This window comes from Ruegeria sp. N11 (assembly GCF_056531525.1).
In genome coordinates this window covers 1-18,398 of record NZ_JBQFLX010000014.1, presented here as the reverse complement: position 1 = coordinate 18,398, position 18,398 = coordinate 1, and the positions used below count along the sequence as shown (strand labels likewise).

The window sequence follows — 18,398 nt, the reverse complement described above, 5'->3', positions numbered from 1 at the left end:
GGTCAGGCCCGGCTGTCCGCGTAGCGGAACGAGAAGTAGAGGATCAGCATCAGAAAAAACAAGCCGGAGATATCGCCGATCAAAAAGGCGATGTATTCCGCCGTGGCGCTGCCAAAGGCCATGTTGGTCAGGATCGACACCAGAAATGACGTGACAATCCCCACACCCATGACACAGGCCCAGCATGGCCGTTTGCCAGGCCGGGGAAACAGGTCCCAACCAAGCCCCTTACACAGATAAAACACCGCAGGCGCGGTCGCGACGGCAATGACCATTGCCATCAGGCGGCTGGGCAGGAACACGTCCCATCCGCCGACATAAGCGAAGACGATGAAAACACCCGGCAGCAGTGCAAAAATGGCGCGCCATCCCAACAGCCAGGCGGCCAGAACCCGTACGCCATGCGGCAGAAACAACAGGCTGGCCCGGCTGGGGTATTCCGGAAAAAACACGTTCTGAAGGGGCATCAGAACCTCAAACGTGAGGAACGATACCACCACATAGGCCAAAGAGGCGTAGAAGGTTTCGGTAGCCCATTTTCGCACGACAATCAGCCGTCGTCACGAAACGCGGCGGCTTCATCTGGGTGCATGAACGATATACCGCCCCCGGTTGGCGCTGCCGCTTTGTGACAGGTACCCTTTCTGGACCAGCGATTTCAGCGCGCGGAAGAATGTCGGGCGCGAAACGCTTTTGACAAGGGTGTGTTCGATCAAACCGAAAGTGCGCACTTCCTCGTCGGATTTGGACAGTTCCTCGGCGGCATAGTAGATATCGCGCTCAACCGGAGAGAGCTTCTCGAGGCCCAGCGTTTGTTCCATGCTCTGCATGAGTTTGCGCAATTCAGTGAGTTTCGAAATTTCCGTCATGATTGTTCCGTTTTCCCCTTAATCAGGTTTCAGACACCCGAGGTGATGAGAAACATGCAGTGTGGTGCTGTACTTGGCATGTCTCATATTGACACTCATCCCTCTGGGACTAAACTGGTTTCCTGATTAGGCTGCTCAATTTCCAAGGTGAGTGAGTTCTTGAGAGCTGCCCAAAAGTTCTTTCAGTTGCGGCCCGGTGCGTTTCGTGCCGGGCATTTTTTTGACCTTAATGAAAACGTGGGTAGCGCAATTTGCCGCATCAGGCAATGCAATTGCCAACACATATGGGTGAATACATCTATATGGAGAGTAGTGCCGCGCCTTTCACCCGGGTCCGGATGAAATCAGGGGCGCTGCGGCCCCTGAAATTGCCTTATCCGATCGCGACGGCTTTGATGTCTTCGTCGATAAAGGGCAGATATTGCTCAAAGTTTTCGGCAAACATCTGCACCAGTTTTTCAGCCTGTTTGTCGAAGGCCGCCTGATCGTCCCATGTGCGGCGCGGGTCCAGCAGGACTTCGGGCACACCGGGAACAGAAACCGGAACGTCAAAGCCAAAGCTGGCATCCTTGCGGAATTCCGCATCCGCCAGCGACCCTTCCAGCGCCGCAGTCAGCAGCGCGCGGGTTGCCTTGATGGGCATCCGGCTGCCAACGCCGTAAGCGCCTCCGGTCCAGCCGGTGTTCACCAGCCAACAGGTCGCGCCGTGCTGGGCAATCTTGTCCCGCAGCAGGTTGCCGTAGGCCTCGGGGCGGCGCGGCATGAAAGGTGCGCCAAAACAGGTCGAGAATGTGGGCTGAGGCTCGGTAATGCCACGCTCGGTACCGGCGACTTTCGACGTGAAGCCTGACAGGAAGTGATACATCGCCTGCGCCGGTGTCAGCCGCGCAATCGGGGGCAGAACACCAAATGCGTCGCAGGTCAGCATGATGATATTCTTTGGATGGCCGCCCAACGCCGATTTCGATGCGTTCGAGATATACTCCAGCGGATAAGCGCAACGCATGTTCGCTGTCAGGGAATCGTCGTCGAAATCCAGTTTTTTGGTCTCGGGATCGAAGACCATGTTCTCGATCACCGTGCCGAATTTCGTGGTGGTGGCGTAAATCTCGGGTTCTGCCTCGGCATTCAGGTTGATGGTCTTGGCATAGCAGCCACCTTCGAAGTTGAAAGTGCCGCGGTCGGACCAGCCGTGCTCGTCATCGCCGATCAGCACGCGGGACGGGTCGGCGGACAAGGTGGTTTTGCCGGTGCCGGACAGGCCGAAGAACACGGCGGTATCAACCGGGTTGCCCACAGCATGGTTGGCCGAGCAGTGCATCGGCATCACGCCCTTTTCGGGCAGCATGTAGTTCAGCAGGGTAAAGACCGACTTTTTGTTCTCACCTGCATATTCTGTGCCGCCGATCAGGATCAGCTTGCGGTCGAAGTTCAGCGCAATCACGGTCTCGCTGCGGCAGCCGTGCTTTTTCGGGTCTGCGCTGAAACTGGGGCAGTTGATGACGGTGAAATCCGCGGTGAACTCGTCCAGGTCAGCGCGGTCCGGCCGTCGCAGCAGGTGGCGGATGAACAGGTTGTGCCAGGCCAGCTCGGTGACCATGCGCACGTTGATCGAATAGGCGGGATCGGCGCCACCGACGAGGTCCTGCACGAAATAGTCGCGACCCTTCATATGGGCCAGCATATCTTCATATAGCGCGTCAAAGCCCTGGGGGGTCATTGCGGCATTGTTTTCCCACCAGATGGTGTCGGCGACGCTGTCGGTCTTGACGACATGCTTGTCTTTCGGAGACCGGCCTGTGAATTTGCCAGTCGTAACCAGAAACGCGCCGCCATTGCCCAGCGTGCCCTCGCCGCGCTTCAGCGCCTCTTCGATCAGCGCCGGTTCCATGAAGTTGTAATAGACATTGCCCAGACCCTCGATGCCCTGATCCTCGAGGCGGAATTGCGGGTTAACCCGTCCAGATGTCATGTGTGTCTTCTCCTGTGGCGGCGCGAAGGCTGTTTGGCCTTATGCGCTCTTGGGGCAGTATGCCGGGAAAAACCGGCGGATGGGCGGGTCTTATCACGGTCATTTAGGGCATGAACAGGACGGTTTGGCGCAGTTAGCGCAACCAAGTACAAGTTTAGCGCCACCAAGAATTTTCCGCCAAAAATCTGGGCGGCAATTTGCGGGCAGCAAGGCAAATTTGCCGCAAGCTTGCCCCAAGAAAGGCACGATTCGCAGTTACGGATTGATTCGGCGTCCTAAAAACGCCAACAATGCCTTACAAATAAGCCAATTATTGCAAGAGTGAGCAGGAATAGGGATGAACCCGATGTCAAAGATTGCACTGGTGGATGACGACAGGAACATTCTGACGTCGGTATCCATGACGCTCGAAGCCGAGGGTTTTGAGGTCGAAACATATAATGACGGGCAGGCTGCCCTGGATGCATTCAACAAGAAATTGCCGGACATGGCGGTGCTGGACATCAAGATGCCCCGCATGGACGGCATGGACCTGTTGCAAAGGCTGCGCCAGAAAACTCAGATGCCGGTGATCTTCCTGACATCCAAGGATGACGAGATCGACGAGGTTCTGGGCCTTCGCATGGGCGCGGATGACTATGTCAAAAAGCCTTTTTCACAGCGTCTTCTGGTTGAACGTATCCGCGCGTTGCTGCGCCGGCAGGAAGCGACCGAGGGCGATGTGTCCGCTGCCGCCTCTGGCGACGCCAAGGTCATGGAGCGTGGCGAGCTTCGGATGGATCCGCTGCGCCACGCCGTAAGCTGGAAGGGCACCGATGTTTCGCTGACAGTGACCGAGTTCCTGTTGTTGCAGGCGCTGGCGCAGAGACCGGGGTTCGTCAAAAGCCGCGATCAGTTGATGGATGTGGCCTATGACGATCAGGTTTATGTCGACGACCGCACCATCGACAGCCACATCAAGCGGCTGCGCAAGAAAATGCGTGCGGCAGATCCTGAGTTTTCGGCCATCGAAACCCTGTACGGCATCGGGTACAGATACAACGAAGAATAAGAACAGCCTTCTGATAAGGGGTAGCCGGGTCTCGTGCGCGATACCGAACAAGCCAATGCGCTGCGCGACGGAGATGTCGTTCTGGGGGATGACTGGGTCATCCCGCATGATCCCGAGTCCCATGAAGTCAGGGCAACGCGGTCGCGACGCAATCTGTTTTCTCTGCGCGGCTCTCCTCTGGCGCGCAAGATCATCACGTTCAACCTGATCGCCCTGGTCATTCTTGTTACCGGGTTGCTGTATCTGGACGATTCACGCAAGGAGCGGGTCCAGCAGACGGCGCGCAATCTGGTGGGTGATGCCCAGCTGGTCAGCAACGTGTTCGAAACCCAGCTGCGTCAGGCGGACTCCGACGGCCCCCGGGACGCTGCTGATCTGGATGTCAGGGACACGCTGTCCGGACTTACACTGCCCGATGGCGGCGAGGTCTTCATTTATGATACCCAGGGCACCCTAATTGGCTGGACCCGAGGCGCTTCGCTGCCGGCGCAAATGCCTCTCGGGTTGGAGTCAGGGGCCGATGCGCCAACCGGCAGTACAGTTATCAGTGACGGTCTCAATGCCGTCTGGATGGGTCTGACGACAGTATTCACGAAACCGCAGGAAACCGATCCACCGACGCTTGCACAACGCGTACAGGAAATCATCCCGCAGGCATTGCTGGGCAATGTTCAAATGCAGGCGGTTCAGGATGATGCAGGGGAAACCGCAATCGTTGCGGCTGCGCCCATTCTGTTCGAGGGAAGCCCGGTCGGTGCCGTTGCCATGGCCGGTCCGGCCGGTGAGATTGATGCGCTTGCCCGGCAGGAGCAGGAGCGCATTCTACAGATGTTCGTGGTGGCCCTGCTGGTGTCCGTCGGCCTGAGCCTTGTTCTTGCATCAACCATCGCCAACCCGCTTGCGGATCTGGCGGCGGCTGCCGAGATGGGCAGGGACAGAGGGGCTGGTGTCAATCCGGGCCGCATTCGAATTCCCGACCTCAGCGCCCGCCCCGATGAAATCGGGCAACTCAGCGGAGCGCTGCGAGGGATGGTGACTGCGCTTTACAACCGGATCGATGCGAACGAGCAGTTTGCGGCGGACGTGGCGCATGAAATCAAGAACCCGCTTGCAAGCCTGCAATCGGCAGTCGGGACGCTGCGCATGGTCAAACGCGACGACCAGCGCGAGAAACTTTTGGGCGTGATCGAACATGACGTGCGGCGCCTGGACCGGTTGGTCAGCGATATTTCGAACGCATCCCGACTGGATGCCGAATTGGTCAAAGAAGAGGAGCAGCCCTTTGATCTGCTCAAGCTGCTGGGCAATCTTGGGCAGTATCTGGGCGAAGACGCCCGGTCGAAAGGGATCGACTACATCACCGATCTGCCGCCCGATCCGATTATGATCAACGGGCTTGAGGCGCGACTGGCACAGGTTTTCGTCAATCTGATCACCAATGCGATTTCCTTCTGCGAGGAAAGCGATGCCATTCGGGTCTGGGTACGACAGCGCGAGAACCGGGTTCTGGTGGTGGTTGAAGATACCGGTCCGGGCATACCCGATCAGGCGCTGACCAAAGTGTTCAAACGCTTCTACTCGCAGCGCCCGGTCGAGCATTTTGGGAACAACTCGGGCTTGGGGCTTGCGATTTCAAAACAGATTGTTGAGGCCCATGGCGGCGTGATCTGGGCGGAGAACATCCGTCCGACCGAAGCGGACATAACTTCGGATCCTTTGGGCGCCCGGTTTGTTGTCGGGCTTCCTTTGTAGGCATATGTCCAGCCCGACCCTTTCTGCCATCGAACAACAGAACACAGCTTGTATCCATGCCGCTTGCGTCAGCATCGAAGGGCACGGCCTTCTGATCGTGGGGCGTTCGGGCGCGGGCAAGTCGTCACTGGCGCTGCAGATGATGGCGCTGGGGGCGAGTTTTGTTGCGGACGATCGGGTCAATCTGCATGTACGGGATGGCCATGTGATCGCCGACGCCGTTCCGGAGCTGCGGGGCGTGATCGAGGCGCGTGGTATCGGCCTGTTGCGCGCAGATCCGAAGGGGCCGGTTCCTGTCAGCGTCGTTGTAGATCTGGACCAGAGCGAACCCGCACGTTTGCCCGAGCCACGGATGGTGGTTCTGCTGGGGCATCCTGTTCCCTTGCTTTGGGGCGGTGAAGTCCCCAATTTGGCCGCAGCATTGGTGCAATTAATGAAAATGGGACGAATGGATCCGGAATGGCCCGGGAACTGACAGCACAGCGGCGTATCGTTCTGGTCACCGGGCCTTCGGGTGCCGGACGTTCGACCGCAATCCACGTTCTCGAAGACCTGGGCTTTGAAGCCATCGACAACCTGCCCATGGGGTTGTTGACACGCCTTCTGGATGGCCCGGAAAGCGACCGGCCCATGGCGCTTGGGATCGACGCGCGCAACCGCGATTTTTCAACCATCGGATTCATTGAACTGGTGGCGAAACTCAGCCGGATGGAACAGGTCGATCTGACCACCCTTTATCTGGATTGCAGCGATGACGTGCTGCTGCGGCGCTTTTCCGAAACCCGTAGGCGGCACCCGGTGGCAAGGGATTCCAGCCCCGAATCCGGCGTACGCCAGGAAAAGGAACTGCTGGCCCCGATCCGCGAAATTGCCGATACGCTGATCGACTCGACAGCACTGAATGTCCATCAGTTGCGCGATGAGGTCGAGCGATGGTTCGCACCTCAGGGCGGCCGGCATCTGGCGGTGTCGATTGAATCCTTTTCGTACAAGCGCGGCCTGCCAAGGGGACTGGACATGGTGTTTGACTGCCGGTTTCTGGCCAATCCGTACTGGCGCCCTGAATTGCGCGCGGCCGATGGTAGAAACCCGGATGTTGCAAGCTATGTTCAGTCGGATATGAACTACCGACCGTTCTTCGACAGAGTCGTCGATCTGCTCAGGCTTTTGCTGCCGGCCTTCCGGGCCGAGGGCAAGGCGCATCTTTCGGTTGCGTTTGGCTGCACAGGTGGGCAACATCGCTCGGTCGCGATGGCCGAAGCGGTCGCAAAAGCCCTTGCGGAAGAGGGCCAGCAGGTGGCAATCAGACACCGCGAAATGGAACGACGCTCGTTGAATGTGAGGCCGGATTGATCGGGATCGTAATTGTAGCGCATGGCAGGCTGGCCGAAGAATACCTGGCCGCGATGCAGCACGTGGTCGGGACACAGCCGGGTCTTGTCGCGATCCCGATCGAGGCCGATCATGATCGCGACGCCAAACAAAGCGAAATATGCCGTGCCGCGGATCAGGTCGACGCCGGCGACGGTGTCGTTGTCGTGACTGACCTGTTTGGCGGCAGCCCGTCGAATCTGAGCATGCGGGCCTGCGCCCCGCAGGATCGTCGCATACTTTACGGCGCAAACCTTCCCATGTTGATCAAACTGGCCAAAAGCCGCCACTTGCCCGTCGGCGATGCCGTCCGGCAAGCGATTGAGGCTGGACGAAAATATATCAATGCGCAGAATGTCACGTTGGACTAAAATCGGATTAATAGACCATGACCACCCGAAGCTTGAAAATTATTAACGAAAAGGGCCTGCACGCCCGTGCCTCAGCCAAGCTGGTCGAGGTGGTCGAGGGATTTGATGCCAGTGCCGAGGTTTCGCGGGACGGACTTTCTGCATCCGGAGACAGTATTATGGGCCTTTTGATGTTGGCAGCATCGCGCGGAACCACTATTGACGTCGAGACGTCCGGACCGGATGCTGAGGCGTTGGCGGAAGCCTTGGAAACTTTGGTGAACGACAAGTTCGGAGAGGGATTCTGAGCCGGTCCTGCCAGGACAGGAAGAACGGGAAAACCAGGAATTGGCGGAAACAACGCACGAGACCAAGACGAACCCGGTGGTAGATGGGGCCGGTGAACAAGGCGAAATCTATGATCGCAGAACGCTGACCTACGCCAACTCGTTTGACGATGCCTGGACTTCGGCTGCCATTCGGGTCATCGAATGGTGCACCGGAAAACTGACCATTTTGCGAATGGTCAATAAATTCGAGAAAAAGAACGAGTTGTATCGCGGCCAGCGTTTCTGGGGCGGCGCGCTCGAGGTGATGGGCATCAAACTGACCACGCCGCAGGAACAGATCGATCGCATTCCCAAGGAAGGCCCGGTCGTTGTGGTCGCCAACCACCCCCATGGCATGGTTGACGGCATGATTTTTGCCGAACTGATCGGCCGCGTGCGCAGCGATTATCGCATCCTGACCCGCTCGGTTCTGACCGGCCTGGATGAAGCTGCGACATCGTTCATGATCGCAGTTCCGTTTCCGCACGATCCCGAAGCCCAGGCCAAGATGCTGGAAATGCGCGGCAAGGCGATGGAACACCTCAAGGACGGCGGCGTGGTAGCCTTGTTCCCTTCGGGCGTGGTGATGTCTTCGGACAGTTGGTTCGGCCCCGCACAGGAACGGGAATGGAACGTCTTTACGGCGAAGATGATCCGCCGGTCCGGTGCTCAGGTCGTGCCGATCTTTTTTCCTGGTTGCAACTCGCGCTGGTATCAGATCGCAAACCGTGTTTCCCCGATCCTGCGTCAGGGGCTGCTGCTGCACGAGATCGTAAGGTCCTGCAACAAACCGCAATCTCCGGTCATCGGTGATCCGATATCGCCGGACGACATGCAACTACTCGAAAAAGACCCGCGCGGGTTCATGGCATGGCTTAGAAAGCACACCTTGGCTCTGGGCGGTGGGACCAGGGCCTGATCCGCGTCTTCATCTGGCTGAAAATATCCCGGGGGTGAGCCCGGATGAAATCCGGGCGAGGGGGCTGGCCCCCTGTGCGTCAGCGCGTTGGTATTGGGACTTCGCCACGATAGTCATAAAACCCGCGCTCGGTCTTGCGGCCCAGCCAGCCGGCCTCGACATACTTTGTCAGCAGTGGACACGGACGGTATTTGGTGTCGGCCAGACCCTCATGCAGCACATTCATGATCGCCAGGCAGGTATCCAGGCCGATGAAATCCGCCAGCTCCAGCGGCCCCATCGGATGATTGGCGCCCAGCTTCATTGACTGGTCGATGGACTGAACGCTACCGACACCCTCATACAACGTATAAACCGCCTCGTTGATCATCGGCATCAGGATCCGGTTCACGATGAAGGCCGGAAAATCTTCGGCGCTGGCTGCGGTCTTGCCCAACCGGTCCACAACAGCTTTGCAGGCTTTGTAGGTCGCTTCATCCGTTGCGATGCCGCGGATCAACTCGACAAGCTGCATCACCGGTACAGGGTTCATGAAGTGAAACCCCATGAACCGTTCCGGACGGTCGGTCCGGCTGGCGAGACGCGTGATCGAAATAGATGAGGTATTCGAAGTCAGGATCGTATGGGGCTGCAGATGCGGTTGAAGGTCCTCGAAAATGGCCTGCTTGATCGTTTCGCGTTCGGTCGCGGCCTCGATCACAAGATCGGTTTGACCCAGTTTAGGCAATTCAAGCGTGGTCGCGATGCGCAAAAGGGCGGCCTGCATTGCCTCGTCGGTGATCTTTCCGCGGGACACTTGCCGGGCAAGATTGCCTTCGATCGTCGCCAGAGCATTGTCCAGCGCCTCCTGGCTGACGTCGGTCAGAAGGACGTCATATTCCGCCAGCGCCAAAACATGGGCGATGCCATTGCCCATCTGGCCCGCGCCGATCACTCCGACTGATTTTACATCCATGTTCAGGTGCCTTTGTCCCATAGGTTGATCCGACACTATCGGCAGATCGGGGCGGGCGGCAAGGGGTTGGATCAGGCTGAATTTGCTTCAAATGCGCACATTAGGGTTTTATCAATTCCTGCGGCCGCAAGATGGCACCCGGGTGAAAAACAGGTGGGTGTTATGAGCTATCTTCAGGTCGGCTCGGACCGGGTCGATGTTGCCGTTTGCCAATATGAACAATCCAGGCTCTGGTTTCGCGGGCCTGAGAAGCGACCGGACAAGTCCTCAGTGGTTTGTGTTGGCGGCGACGAAACATTCGGGCGGTTCGTGGATCAGCCGTTCCCTTCAGTGCTGGAAGGGCGTGTGGGAAAGTGTTGTGTCAATCTGGGCAGCCTGTTTGCAGGGGCCGAGGCGTTGGTGCGCGATCAAGGGATACTGAACCTGGTGAATGGTTCCGGCCTGTGCGTGCTGCAAATCCCCGGGCTTGCTGATCAGTCGAACCCATTTTACCGGGTGCATCCCCGCCGAAATGATAGGTTTCTTGAGCCGACGCGTAAACTCGTAGACCTTTACCCCGAAGTTGATTTCACAGAGTTTCACTTCGTGAAGCATCTTTTGACGCGGCTATTGGATCTTGGGGCCGCCCGGTTTGCGGTGTTAGCCCAGGGTTTGCAGGATCAGTGGTGCAAAAACCTGCAGTCCTTTCTCGAGCGTGTTGGACCGCCAGTGATATTGCTGTGGCTGCGTGTGCACAGGCAATCGCCATGCGATGTTGGCGGGCAATTGCAGATCGATAGGCCCATGGTCGAGCAATTCCGATCGCAATGCGCGGGTATCGTCGAGTTGTCGGTCAGCGTTGCCGGCGCTTCGGACGAACTTGAGGACGTGCTGTTCGGAACATTGCAGCAGCCCATGGCAGAGCACATGATCGGCCCGGCCGCACACAGGGCCATCGCGGATGCTCTGGTGCCGGTTGTTCAAGATCTGAACTGAAAAAGGCCCGCCTTGTGGCGGGCCTTGAAGATTTCTCATCGAGAAAATTGTGTTCTTGATCAGCCAAGCTTTTCGGTCAGTTCCGGAACGGCCTGGAACAGGTCGGCAACCAGTCCGAAGTCGGCGACCTGGAAGATCGGCGCTTCTTCATCCTTGTTGATCGCGACGATGACCTTCGAGTCCTTCATGCCGGCCAGGTGCTGGATCGCGCCCGAGATGCCTACGGCAACGTACAGGTCCGGAGCCACGACCTTACCGGTCTGACCCACCTGCCAGTCGTTCGGAGCGTAACCCGAGTCGACCGCCGCGCGCGATGCGCCAACAGCGGCACCCAGCTTGTCAGCCAGAGCTTCGATCAGTTTGAAGTCTTCTTCGGAGCCAACACCGCGGCCACCTGAAACAACAACGCCAGCCGAGGTCAGCTCGGGGCGGTCGCTGGCCGCAACCTTGTCCTCGACCCAGGACGACAGGCCCGGACTTTCGCCGACCGAGATGGTCTCGACCGGGGCCGAACCACCTTCGCCAGCCGCGTCAAAGCTGGCAGTCCGCAAGGTGACAACCTTTTTGGCGTCGTTCGATTTCACGGTCTGGATCGCGTTACCTGCATAGATCGGGCGTTCGAAGGTCGAGCCGTCGACAACGCCAGATGCATCCGAGATCACCATCACGTCCAGCAGCGCTGCAACACGCGGCATCACGTTCTTTGCGTCGGTGGTGGCGGGTGCCACGATGTGCTCGTACCCGTCGGCCAGACCCACGATCAGCGCTGCGGTCGATTCCGCCAGGCGGTGGCCCAGCGAAGCGTCTTCGGCAACCAGAACCTTGGAAACGCCGTCGATCTTGGCAGCAGCTTCACCAGCGGCAGCGGCGGAACCGCCAGCGGCCAGAACGGTCACATCGCCCAGAACTTTCGCGGCATTGACGGCCTTGGCGGTGGCGTCCAGCGACAGCTCACCATTGTTGACTTCAGCGAGAAGAAGAACAGCCATTACACAGCCCCCGCTTCTTTGAGTTTCTCGACTAGCTCGTCGACCGAGCCCACGATGATGCCCGCAGCGCGTGCCGGCGGCTCTTCGGTCTTGACGATTTCCAGACGCGGAGTGACGTCGACGCCGTAATCGGCGGCGGTTTTCTCGTCCAGCGGCTTTTTCTTCGCCTTCATGATGTTGGGCAGCGACGCATAGCGCGGCTCGTTCAGACGCAGATCAACGGTCACGATGGTCGGCATCTTGACGCTGATGGTCTGCAGGCCGCCGTCCACCTCGCGGGTGATCTTGGCAGTGTCGCCTTCAATGTCCAGCTCGGACGCGAAGGTGCCCTGGCTCCAGCCCAGCAGGGCCGACAGCATCTGGCCGGTGGCGTTCATGTCGTTGTCGATCGCCTGCTTACCCGCCAGAACGATGCCCGGCTGTTCTTCCTCGACCACTTTGGCAAGGATCTTGGCAACGGCCAGCGGTTCGATGTCCTGATGCACGTCATCGGCAGCAACGACCAGAATGGCGCGGTCCGCGCCCATGGCCAGAGCGGTCCGCAGCGTCTCCTGCGCCTGCTTCACGCCGATCGAGACGGCCACGACTTCCTCAGCCTTGCCAGCCTCTTTCAGGCGGATCGCCTCTTCCACTGCAATCTCGTCGAACGGGTTCATCGACATCTTTACATTGGCGAGATCAACACCGCTCCCGTCCGCCTTCACGCGAACCTTCACGTTGTAGTCAATCACGCGCTTGACAGGCACAAGTACCTTCATTTTTGCGTACGCTCCTTACAAAAACGGCAAGCCGCGTCGCGACTCCACCAATGCTCTCGGGGTGTAGATAGCGTCTCAATCCGCGCGACAACAGAGCAAAATCGTCACGTCGTAAGCTTGAGACGTCGCGTTTCATGATTTTTTTACGTAGCGGTAGTGTCGCAGTGGGAACAGGTTGGTGCGCGACGGGACGAGTGGCAGACCGGAACAGACGCTTTACTGTGATTGTCGGGCCGAGGCCTCACCCTTCCGGTCGCCACCGGGTCTACAGGACACCGTGCCGCTTTCAGCGGTTCGCGCCCGGAACCCACAAAACGTCAGCCTGGCCGTCGTTGTTGGCGCAGCGGGCGGCGACGAAGAACCAATCGCTCAGCCGGTTCAAATATTTCACGGCGACTACGTTGACGGGCTCCATATTGGACAGTTCGACCACCAGACGCTCGGCACGCCGCGACACCGTGCGACATACATGCAATTGCGCCGCCAGCCGGGTGCCGCCCGGCAGGATGAAACTGCGCAGTGGCTCCAGCCGTTCGTTCATGGAGTCGATCTCGGCTTCCAGCCGGTCGATCTGTGCCGGAGCGATCCGCAATGGCGGGTAATCCGCCTCGGCATCCTTTTCCATATCGGGACGGCACAGATCAGCGCCCAGATCGAACAGATCGTTCTGGATGCGCGCCAGCGCTAGTTCAACATCGCCATCAGCTTCAGTGCGGGCGACGCCGACAAAGGCGTTCAGTTCGTCCACCGTGCCATAGCCAGCCACACGGCCCGAGTATTTGGCGACCCGTTCGCCATTGCCAAGCGCGGTTTTTCCATCGTCGCCTGTGCGCGTGTAGATTTTGTTCAGAACAACCATTTATTGCCCTCCCTGTCCGCGCAGATAGACGTAGAGCACAATCAGCACCACGGCAATGAACTGAAACAGGATGCGCAGGCGCATCATCTTGTTGCTTTTGTGGGCCGCTTCGGTCCCACCTTTGCCAAAGTTTGCAATGCCCAAAGCCAAAACGACGACAACTGCCGCCATGGCCAAAAGCAAGACCAGCATGATCAGGTCCATGGAGCCCTCGTCCGCGTTTGTTTTCACGCCTCCATCTAGCGGGCGCAGCGGCAAAAGCGAATGGGTTTTTGTGTCTCAGCCCAATGACAGAATGCGATCTATGGTTTTTGTGGACAAAACCCGGCGCAGATACCCGGCGATGTAGGTGGGCGTGGTGACGTAATAGCGCGCGCGCGGTCTTTTCGCGCTCACGGCAATCGCGAGTTTGTCGGTCACGGCTGATGCGGGCAGTTCAAACCGGTCGGGGCCAGAAGATTCGTAGAGGCGCGTCAGCAGCGAAGTCTCGTATTTTTCCCGCAATGCCGAGTTTTCCCAGTCGATGAACCGTTCAAACACCGGGATCGAGTTTTCCCGAATCTTCGAAGTGATCGGCCCGGGTTCGATCAGGACGACCTTAATATCGGTATCCCTGAGCTCCAGCCGCAGGGTGTCGGTCAGACCCTCGATCGCGTATTTCGTCGCGACATACGCACCGCGCCAGGGGAACGCGACCAGTCCAAGCACCGATGAGCATTGTACTATACGACCGTGACCCTGACGCCGCATCACCGGGATGACCCGCCGGGTCAGCTCATGCCAGCCGAAAACATTGGATTCGAATATGACACGCAACCCATCCGTCGGCACGTCTTCTATCGCACCGGGCAATCCATGTGCACCATTGTTGAACAGTGCATCCAGTGTGCCGTCGGTCGCTTCGAGCACCTGTTCCAGGCCTGTTCGTATACTCTCCGCATCTGCATAATCGATTCGCGGACTGTCAAAGCCCTGTGCCCTCAGCCTGTCGCAGTCGCGCTGTTGGCGGCAGGCCGCGAAGACTCGCCAGCCGCGGGCGCGCATCCCATGAGCCGCATCCAGGCCAATACCGGAAGAGCAGCCTGTGATCAGAATGGATTTCTGCATGTCATCCCCGAGATGTTCTTTTGCCAAAAGCTATGGCGCGGTCCCGGTCAGGACAATGACATCGCTGTGTCAGTTTTCTGTTTTTCGGATCAGTGAGGCGGAAATCCATCCGATCTGTTGCCCGGGCAACACGCGCAGCCGCAGCCATCCGGTTCCCGAATCGCCAATCACTTCGACCTTCTGTCCGATCGAAACCTTGCCAACGACCGGATAGATCGTGCCGGGCCCATCGCGCATGTTGACGCGGGTGCCCGTAACTTCGCGGATGTCTTTTGCGGGCTCGGTGGGGGCAACGGTCTGCGTAACCCCGTCAGGCACCTCAGGTGTGATCTGACGCAGCGCTGCCGCGCCCTGATCCAGAGACGCCAGAGAGAATGTCGCGGCCTGATCGCCAAACAGGGACAGGTCTGAATTCAGCCCAACAGCAACCTGCGTCAGCTGTGCCTGAGTATCGACCTGAACAGGCGCTGGTTCAGGTTCCAGCTTTGGCTTCTCGGGTTCGACCGGCCTAATAGCGGCTTTTTTCACAAGGTCTTCCGCCGGGGCCGGGGCAATCTGCTTTGGTGCAGGTTTGGGAACTGACGCCACTTGCACAGGTTTTTCCGTGCGCAGGCCGCGCGGCTCGAAATCGGGGCCGCCGCTCATCACGTAGAAGCTCCATCCGAGCAGAGCAAAGGTAACAAGTATAAGGCGCGTCATGACGCAATCCCCCGGGTAATCGCAACAACAAACAGGCAGCATTCAATTGATGAAAGTTTAGCATAGCTTGGGGATTGAGTCGAAAGATGGGGGAAATCCGGGGCTTGCCTCCCCGTGTTGCAAAAAGCGCGACTTGTCCCCAGTAAATTGTGCCCTGCTTGCTTTACCACGCCGCGCTTGCGTCGTATCACATCATATATGAACGACACGATCGACGACCCCAACATGGAGACCCCCGGCAACGGGGGTGAGGTAGCCGAACCGCTGCGCCGCGCGATTGGCGAACGCTATCTGACCTATGCGCTGTCCACCATCATGCACCGGGCGCTGCCCGACGCGCGGGATGGGTTGAAACCGGTGCATCGGCGAATCCTCTATGCGATGAGAGAGCTGCGACTCAGCGCAACCGGAGGATTCAGGAAGTCGGCCAAGATTTCCGGCGATGTGATGGGCAACTATCACCCGCACGGGGACGCCGCGATTTACGACGCGATGGCGCGTCTGGCGCAGGACTTCAACGTCCGTTACCCGCTGGTCGACGGTCAGGGGAACTTTGGCAATATCGACGGCGACAACCCGGCGGCCTCGCGATACACCGAGGCGCGGATGACCATCGTGGCCGAGGCGCTGTTGGAAGGTCTGAACGAGGACGCCGTCGATTTTCGCGACAACTATGACGGCACGCTGACCGAACCAGTCGTGCTGCCCGCACAGTTTCCGAACCTGCTGGCCAACGGCTCCAGCGGTATCGCGGTGGGGATGGCGACCAATATCCCGCCGCACAATATCTCGGAACTCTGTGATGCCTGTCTGCATCTGATCAAAACGCCGGACGCGCGTGACGACACGCTGCTGAACTATGTTCCCGGCCCGGACTTCCCGACCGGCGGCGTGATTGTCGAGCCGCCAGAGAATATCGCACAGGCCTATCGCACCGGGCGCGGTTCGTTCCGTCTGCGCTGCAAGTTCGAGGTCGAGGATCTGGGGCGAGGTCAGTGGCAGATCGTTGTTACCGAGATCCCCTATCAGGTTCAGAAATCGAAACTGATCGAAAAGATCGCCGAACTGATCCAGACCAAGAAAATCCCGATCCTCGCGGATGTCCGCGACGAATCTGCCGATGACATTCGCCTGATCCTGGAACCACGCTCCAAGAACGTGGACCCCGAGGTGCTGATGGGGATGCTCTATCGCAACTCGGACCTTGAGGTGCGGTTCAGTCTGAACATGAACGTTCTGATCGACGGGGTGACGCCCAAGGTTTGCTCGATGAAGGAGGTGCTGCGCGCTTTCCTCGATCACCGGCAAGAAGTGCTGATCCGCCGCTCGCGTCACCGTCTTGGCAAGATCGACCACCGGTTGGAGGTGTTGGAGGGCTTTATCGTCGCGTTCCTCAACCTCGACCGCGTAATCGACATCATCCGCTACGATGACGACCCCAAAGCCGCGCTGATGCGCGAGGATTGGGGCATCGATCACGTCCGCGCGACCAACGAGGCCGACTATGTCTCGCCCAAGCCAGGTGAGGGCGAGCTGTCCGAGGTGCAGGTCGACGCCATCCTCAACATGCGCCTGCGCAGTTTGCGCCGTCTGGAAGAGATGGAGCTGGTGCGTGAGCGTGATGAATTGATGCTGGAGCGCGCCAACCTCGAAGACCTGCTGGCCGATGAGGGCCTGCAATGGGCCAAGATCGCCGAGCAGTTGAAAGAGACCAAGAAGACATTCGGCAAAGACTACGAAGGCGGCGCGCGTCGTACGCGGTTCGCCGAAGCGGGTCAGGTCGAGGAAGTGCCGCTTGAGGCGATGATCGACCGCGAGCCGATTACGGTCGTCTGCTCTCAGATGGGGTGGATTCGCGCCATGACCGGCCATATCGACCTGAAGCGTGAACTGAAGTTCAAGGACGGTGACGGCCCACGATTCATTTTCCACGCCGAAACGACCGATCGCCTGCTGGTGTTTGCCTCGAACGGGCGATTCTACACCGTCAGCGCCGCCAACTTGCCCGGCGGGCGCGGCATGGGCGAACCGCTGCGCCTGATGGTTGACCTGCCGAATGAGGCGCAGATCATCGACATTTTCATTCACAAGCCAGGCCGAAAGCTGCTTGTCGCATCGGGTGCGGGCAACGGCTTTATGGTGCCCGAGGATGATGTGCTGGCCCAGACCCGCAACGGCAAACAGGTGCTGAACGTCAAAGGCGATGAAACCGCGATGATCTGTAAACCGGTGGATGGGGATCACGTGGCCGTTGTGTCTCAGAACGGCAAGTTCCTTGTGTTCCCGACCGAAGACCTGCCCGAGATGACACGTGGCAAGGGCGTGCGCCTTCAGAAATACAACATGGCGCGCGGCCGCCAGGGCACGCTGGAGCTGGATGGCGGGTTGTCCGACATCACCACTTTCAACTGGGAAGAGGGCCTGAAGTGGTCGATGGGTGGTGACAAGACCCGGCACGAGGCCGATATGTCCCAGTGGCTGGCCAAACGTGCCAGCGTTGGTAAAAAACCTCCCTATGGCTTCCCGCGCGACTATAAATTCTCGTGATCAGGGCGCGCTTACGGGTGGATTTCTGCCGATACGACTTGGCACAGGCCGTATCGGTGCGCTAGATCAAAGAAAAACAGGCCTATCGAGACGAGAACATGTTGCGCATTCTGACCCTGATCACCGGATTGGCCCTGATGGCCGCCTGCACCCAGACGCAGGTTTATGAAGAGCCAGAATCGCTGGGCGAATTCAAGCTGCGGGTCAACTATGCCTTTGCCGAAAAGGCGGTGCAGGGCCCGGTGTCGCGGGATGCGACGCCTGATGAATGGACCGCAGCCATTCAGAACGCGGTCGACATTCGCCTGGGTCGCTACTCCGGTGCACAGGAATATGACATCGGTATCAGTCTGGAAGGCTATATGCTGGCGCCTCCGGGCATTCCCGTGATCTACAATCCCAAAAGCACGGCGATTGTTTTGGTAAACGTGTATGACGTGAACAAGAAAGAGTTTCTGGCCAAGGGCAAACAGTTTCAGGTTCTTGAGGACACGACCGGCGGAAGTGCCCTGAAAGGCTCGGGGCACGAGCGGACCAAAGAAGAGCAGATGAGCGGGCTTGCCCTAAAAGTCGCCGACCGGGTTGAGGAGTGGCTGGCCGAGGAACACAAGGACAACGGCTGGTTTGATCGGCGGCCCGATCTGATCCGGCCGCTCGAATCCGGGGATGTTACGCAAAATCCGGCATAAGGGGCCGCTTTTCCCTCAGGATGTGCTTGATTTTCCCCTTTGAACCAAATATCTCGCGCGCGCAGATGTAACCACGGGACCAAGGGTCCCCCAAATCGCAAAAGGGCGCCTGAGGAATGGCAAAGGAAAAGTTTGAGCGTACAAAACCGCACGTCAACATCGGCACGATTGGGCACGTTGACCACGGCAAGACGACGCTGACGGCGG

At 58.7% G+C, this 18,398-nt stretch carries 22 protein-coding genes; 12 read left to right on the top strand and 10 right to left on the bottom strand.

Going from position 1 to position 18,398, the window contains the following annotated elements:
• Nucleotides 1-2: 2 nt before the first annotated feature.
• From ACR0J8_RS15295 to ACR0J8_RS15285, 3 genes are all read right to left on the bottom strand, one after another.
• Nucleotides 3-545 carry a hypothetical protein gene (locus ACR0J8_RS15295; RefSeq protein ID WP_480526274.1) on the bottom strand — a complete coding sequence of 181 codons (543 nt, stop codon included), beginning with the start codon at nt 543-545 and terminating at the stop codon, nt 3-5.
• 33 nt (nt 546-578) lie between these two features.
• A complete protein-coding gene (locus ACR0J8_RS15290) occupies nt 579-869 on the bottom strand; it encodes a hypothetical protein (protein WP_170681515.1) in 291 nt (96 codons plus the stop codon).
• Between the two features lie 373 nt (nt 870-1,242).
• Nucleotides 1,243-2,841: a phosphoenolpyruvate carboxykinase gene (locus ACR0J8_RS15285; RefSeq protein WP_170681513.1), complete on the bottom strand. Its 1,599-nt coding sequence runs from the start codon at nt 2,839-2,841 to the stop codon at nt 1,243-1,245.
• Between the two features lie 49 nt (nt 2,842-2,890).
• On the opposite strand from ACR0J8_RS15285, the gene ACR0J8_RS15280 reads away from it, so the two are divergent.
• The 8 genes from ACR0J8_RS15280 to ACR0J8_RS15245 are packed head-to-tail and all read left to right on the top strand — an operon-like array spanning nt 2,891 to nt 8,613.
• Entirely contained in the window at nt 2,891-3,166 is a 276-nt protein-coding gene (locus ACR0J8_RS15280) for a hypothetical protein (protein ID WP_480440604.1), read from the top strand.
• A gap of 21 nt (nt 3,167-3,187) precedes the next feature.
• On the top strand, nt 3,188-3,892 hold the full coding sequence (locus tag ACR0J8_RS15275) for a response regulator (protein ID WP_170611892.1): 705 nt from the start codon (nt 3,188-3,190) through the stop codon (nt 3,890-3,892).
• A 33-nt stretch (nt 3,893-3,925) separates the two neighbouring features.
• On the top strand, nt 3,926-5,644 hold the full coding sequence (locus ACR0J8_RS15270) for an ATP-binding protein (protein ID WP_480526277.1): 1,719 nt from the start codon (nt 3,926-3,928) through the stop codon (nt 5,642-5,644).
• Nucleotides 5,645-5,648: 4 nt separating this feature from the next.
• On the top strand, nt 5,649-6,119 hold the full coding sequence (locus ACR0J8_RS15265) for an HPr kinase/phosphorylase (protein ID WP_480526279.1): 471 nt from the start codon (nt 5,649-5,651) through the stop codon (nt 6,117-6,119).
• Nucleotides 6,104-6,997: an RNase adapter RapZ gene (rapZ, locus tag ACR0J8_RS15260; protein ID WP_480526281.1), complete on the top strand. Its 894-nt coding sequence runs from the start codon at nt 6,104-6,106 to the stop codon at nt 6,995-6,997. Before ACR0J8_RS15265 ends, rapZ begins: the two co-directional genes overlap by 16 nt.
• Complete coding sequence (locus tag ACR0J8_RS15255) at nt 6,994-7,386, top strand: PTS sugar transporter subunit IIA (RefSeq protein ID WP_170611883.1); 393 nt, start codon at nt 6,994-6,996, stop codon at nt 7,384-7,386. The genes rapZ and ACR0J8_RS15255 overlap by 4 nt, the downstream gene beginning before the upstream one ends.
• A gap of 17 nt (nt 7,387-7,403) precedes the next feature.
• Entirely contained in the window at nt 7,404-7,673 is a 270-nt protein-coding gene (locus ACR0J8_RS15250) for an HPr family phosphocarrier protein (RefSeq protein ID WP_170611881.1), read from the top strand.
• Nucleotides 7,674-7,713: 40 nt separating this feature from the next.
• Entirely contained in the window at nt 7,714-8,613 is a 900-nt protein-coding gene (locus tag ACR0J8_RS15245; RefSeq protein ID WP_480526283.1) for a lysophospholipid acyltransferase family protein, read from the top strand.
• A 79-nt stretch (nt 8,614-8,692) separates the two neighbouring features.
• Here the strand turns inward: ACR0J8_RS15245 and ACR0J8_RS15240 are convergent, their stop codons facing one another.
• Nucleotides 8,693-9,568 carry a 3-hydroxybutyryl-CoA dehydrogenase gene (locus ACR0J8_RS15240; protein ID WP_170805976.1) on the bottom strand — a complete coding sequence of 292 codons (876 nt, stop codon included), beginning with the start codon at nt 9,566-9,568 and terminating at the stop codon, nt 8,693-8,695.
• Nucleotides 9,569-9,730: 162 nt separating this feature from the next.
• Between ACR0J8_RS15240 and ACR0J8_RS15235 the strand changes: the two genes are divergently transcribed.
• On the top strand, nt 9,731-10,543 hold the full coding sequence (locus ACR0J8_RS15235; RefSeq protein WP_480526286.1) for a DUF6473 family protein: 813 nt from the start codon (nt 9,731-9,733) through the stop codon (nt 10,541-10,543).
• 59 nt (nt 10,544-10,602) lie between these two features.
• Here ACR0J8_RS15235 and ACR0J8_RS15230 read toward each other — a convergent pair whose 3' ends face one another.
• From ACR0J8_RS15230 to ACR0J8_RS15205, 6 genes are all read right to left on the bottom strand, one after another.
• A complete protein-coding gene (locus ACR0J8_RS15230; RefSeq protein ID WP_480526288.1) occupies nt 10,603-11,532 on the bottom strand; it encodes an electron transfer flavoprotein subunit alpha/FixB family protein in 930 nt (309 codons plus the stop codon).
• Nucleotides 11,532-12,290, bottom strand: a complete 759-nt coding sequence (locus tag ACR0J8_RS15225) for an electron transfer flavoprotein subunit beta/FixA family protein (protein ID WP_170611874.1) — start codon at nt 12,288-12,290, stop codon at nt 11,532-11,534. The genes ACR0J8_RS15230 and ACR0J8_RS15225 overlap by 1 nt, the downstream gene beginning before the upstream one ends.
• 286 nt (nt 12,291-12,576) lie before the next feature.
• A complete protein-coding gene (locus ACR0J8_RS15220) occupies nt 12,577-13,149 on the bottom strand; it encodes a cob(I)yrinic acid a,c-diamide adenosyltransferase (protein ID WP_480890967.1) in 573 nt (190 codons plus the stop codon).
• On the bottom strand, nt 13,150-13,353 hold the full coding sequence (locus ACR0J8_RS15215) for a twin transmembrane helix small protein (protein WP_170611869.1): 204 nt from the start codon (nt 13,351-13,353) through the stop codon (nt 13,150-13,152).
• A gap of 75 nt (nt 13,354-13,428) precedes the next feature.
• On the bottom strand, nt 13,429-14,256 hold the full coding sequence (locus ACR0J8_RS15210) for an SDR family NAD(P)-dependent oxidoreductase (RefSeq protein ID WP_480526292.1): 828 nt from the start codon (nt 14,254-14,256) through the stop codon (nt 13,429-13,431).
• 69 nt (nt 14,257-14,325) lie between these two features.
• Nucleotides 14,326-14,955, bottom strand: coding sequence for an SH3 domain-containing protein (locus ACR0J8_RS15205; RefSeq protein WP_480526294.1), 630 nt, complete (start codon nt 14,953-14,955; stop codon nt 14,326-14,328).
• A 198-nt stretch (nt 14,956-15,153) separates the two neighbouring features.
• On the opposite strand from ACR0J8_RS15205, the gene ACR0J8_RS15200 reads away from it, so the two are divergent.
• The 3 genes from ACR0J8_RS15200 to ACR0J8_RS15190 all read left to right on the top strand — a co-directional run.
• Nucleotides 15,154-17,502, top strand: a complete 2,349-nt coding sequence (locus tag ACR0J8_RS15200) for a DNA topoisomerase IV subunit A (protein WP_480526296.1) — start codon at nt 15,154-15,156, stop codon at nt 17,500-17,502.
• A gap of 98 nt (nt 17,503-17,600) precedes the next feature.
• Nucleotides 17,601-18,191, top strand: a complete 591-nt coding sequence (locus ACR0J8_RS15195; protein WP_170681495.1) for a hypothetical protein — start codon at nt 17,601-17,603, stop codon at nt 18,189-18,191.
• 116 nt (nt 18,192-18,307) lie between these two features.
• A partial coding sequence (locus ACR0J8_RS15190; RefSeq protein ID WP_215675807.1) for a GTP-binding protein occupies nt 18,308-18,398 on the top strand: 91 nt, incomplete at its 3' end.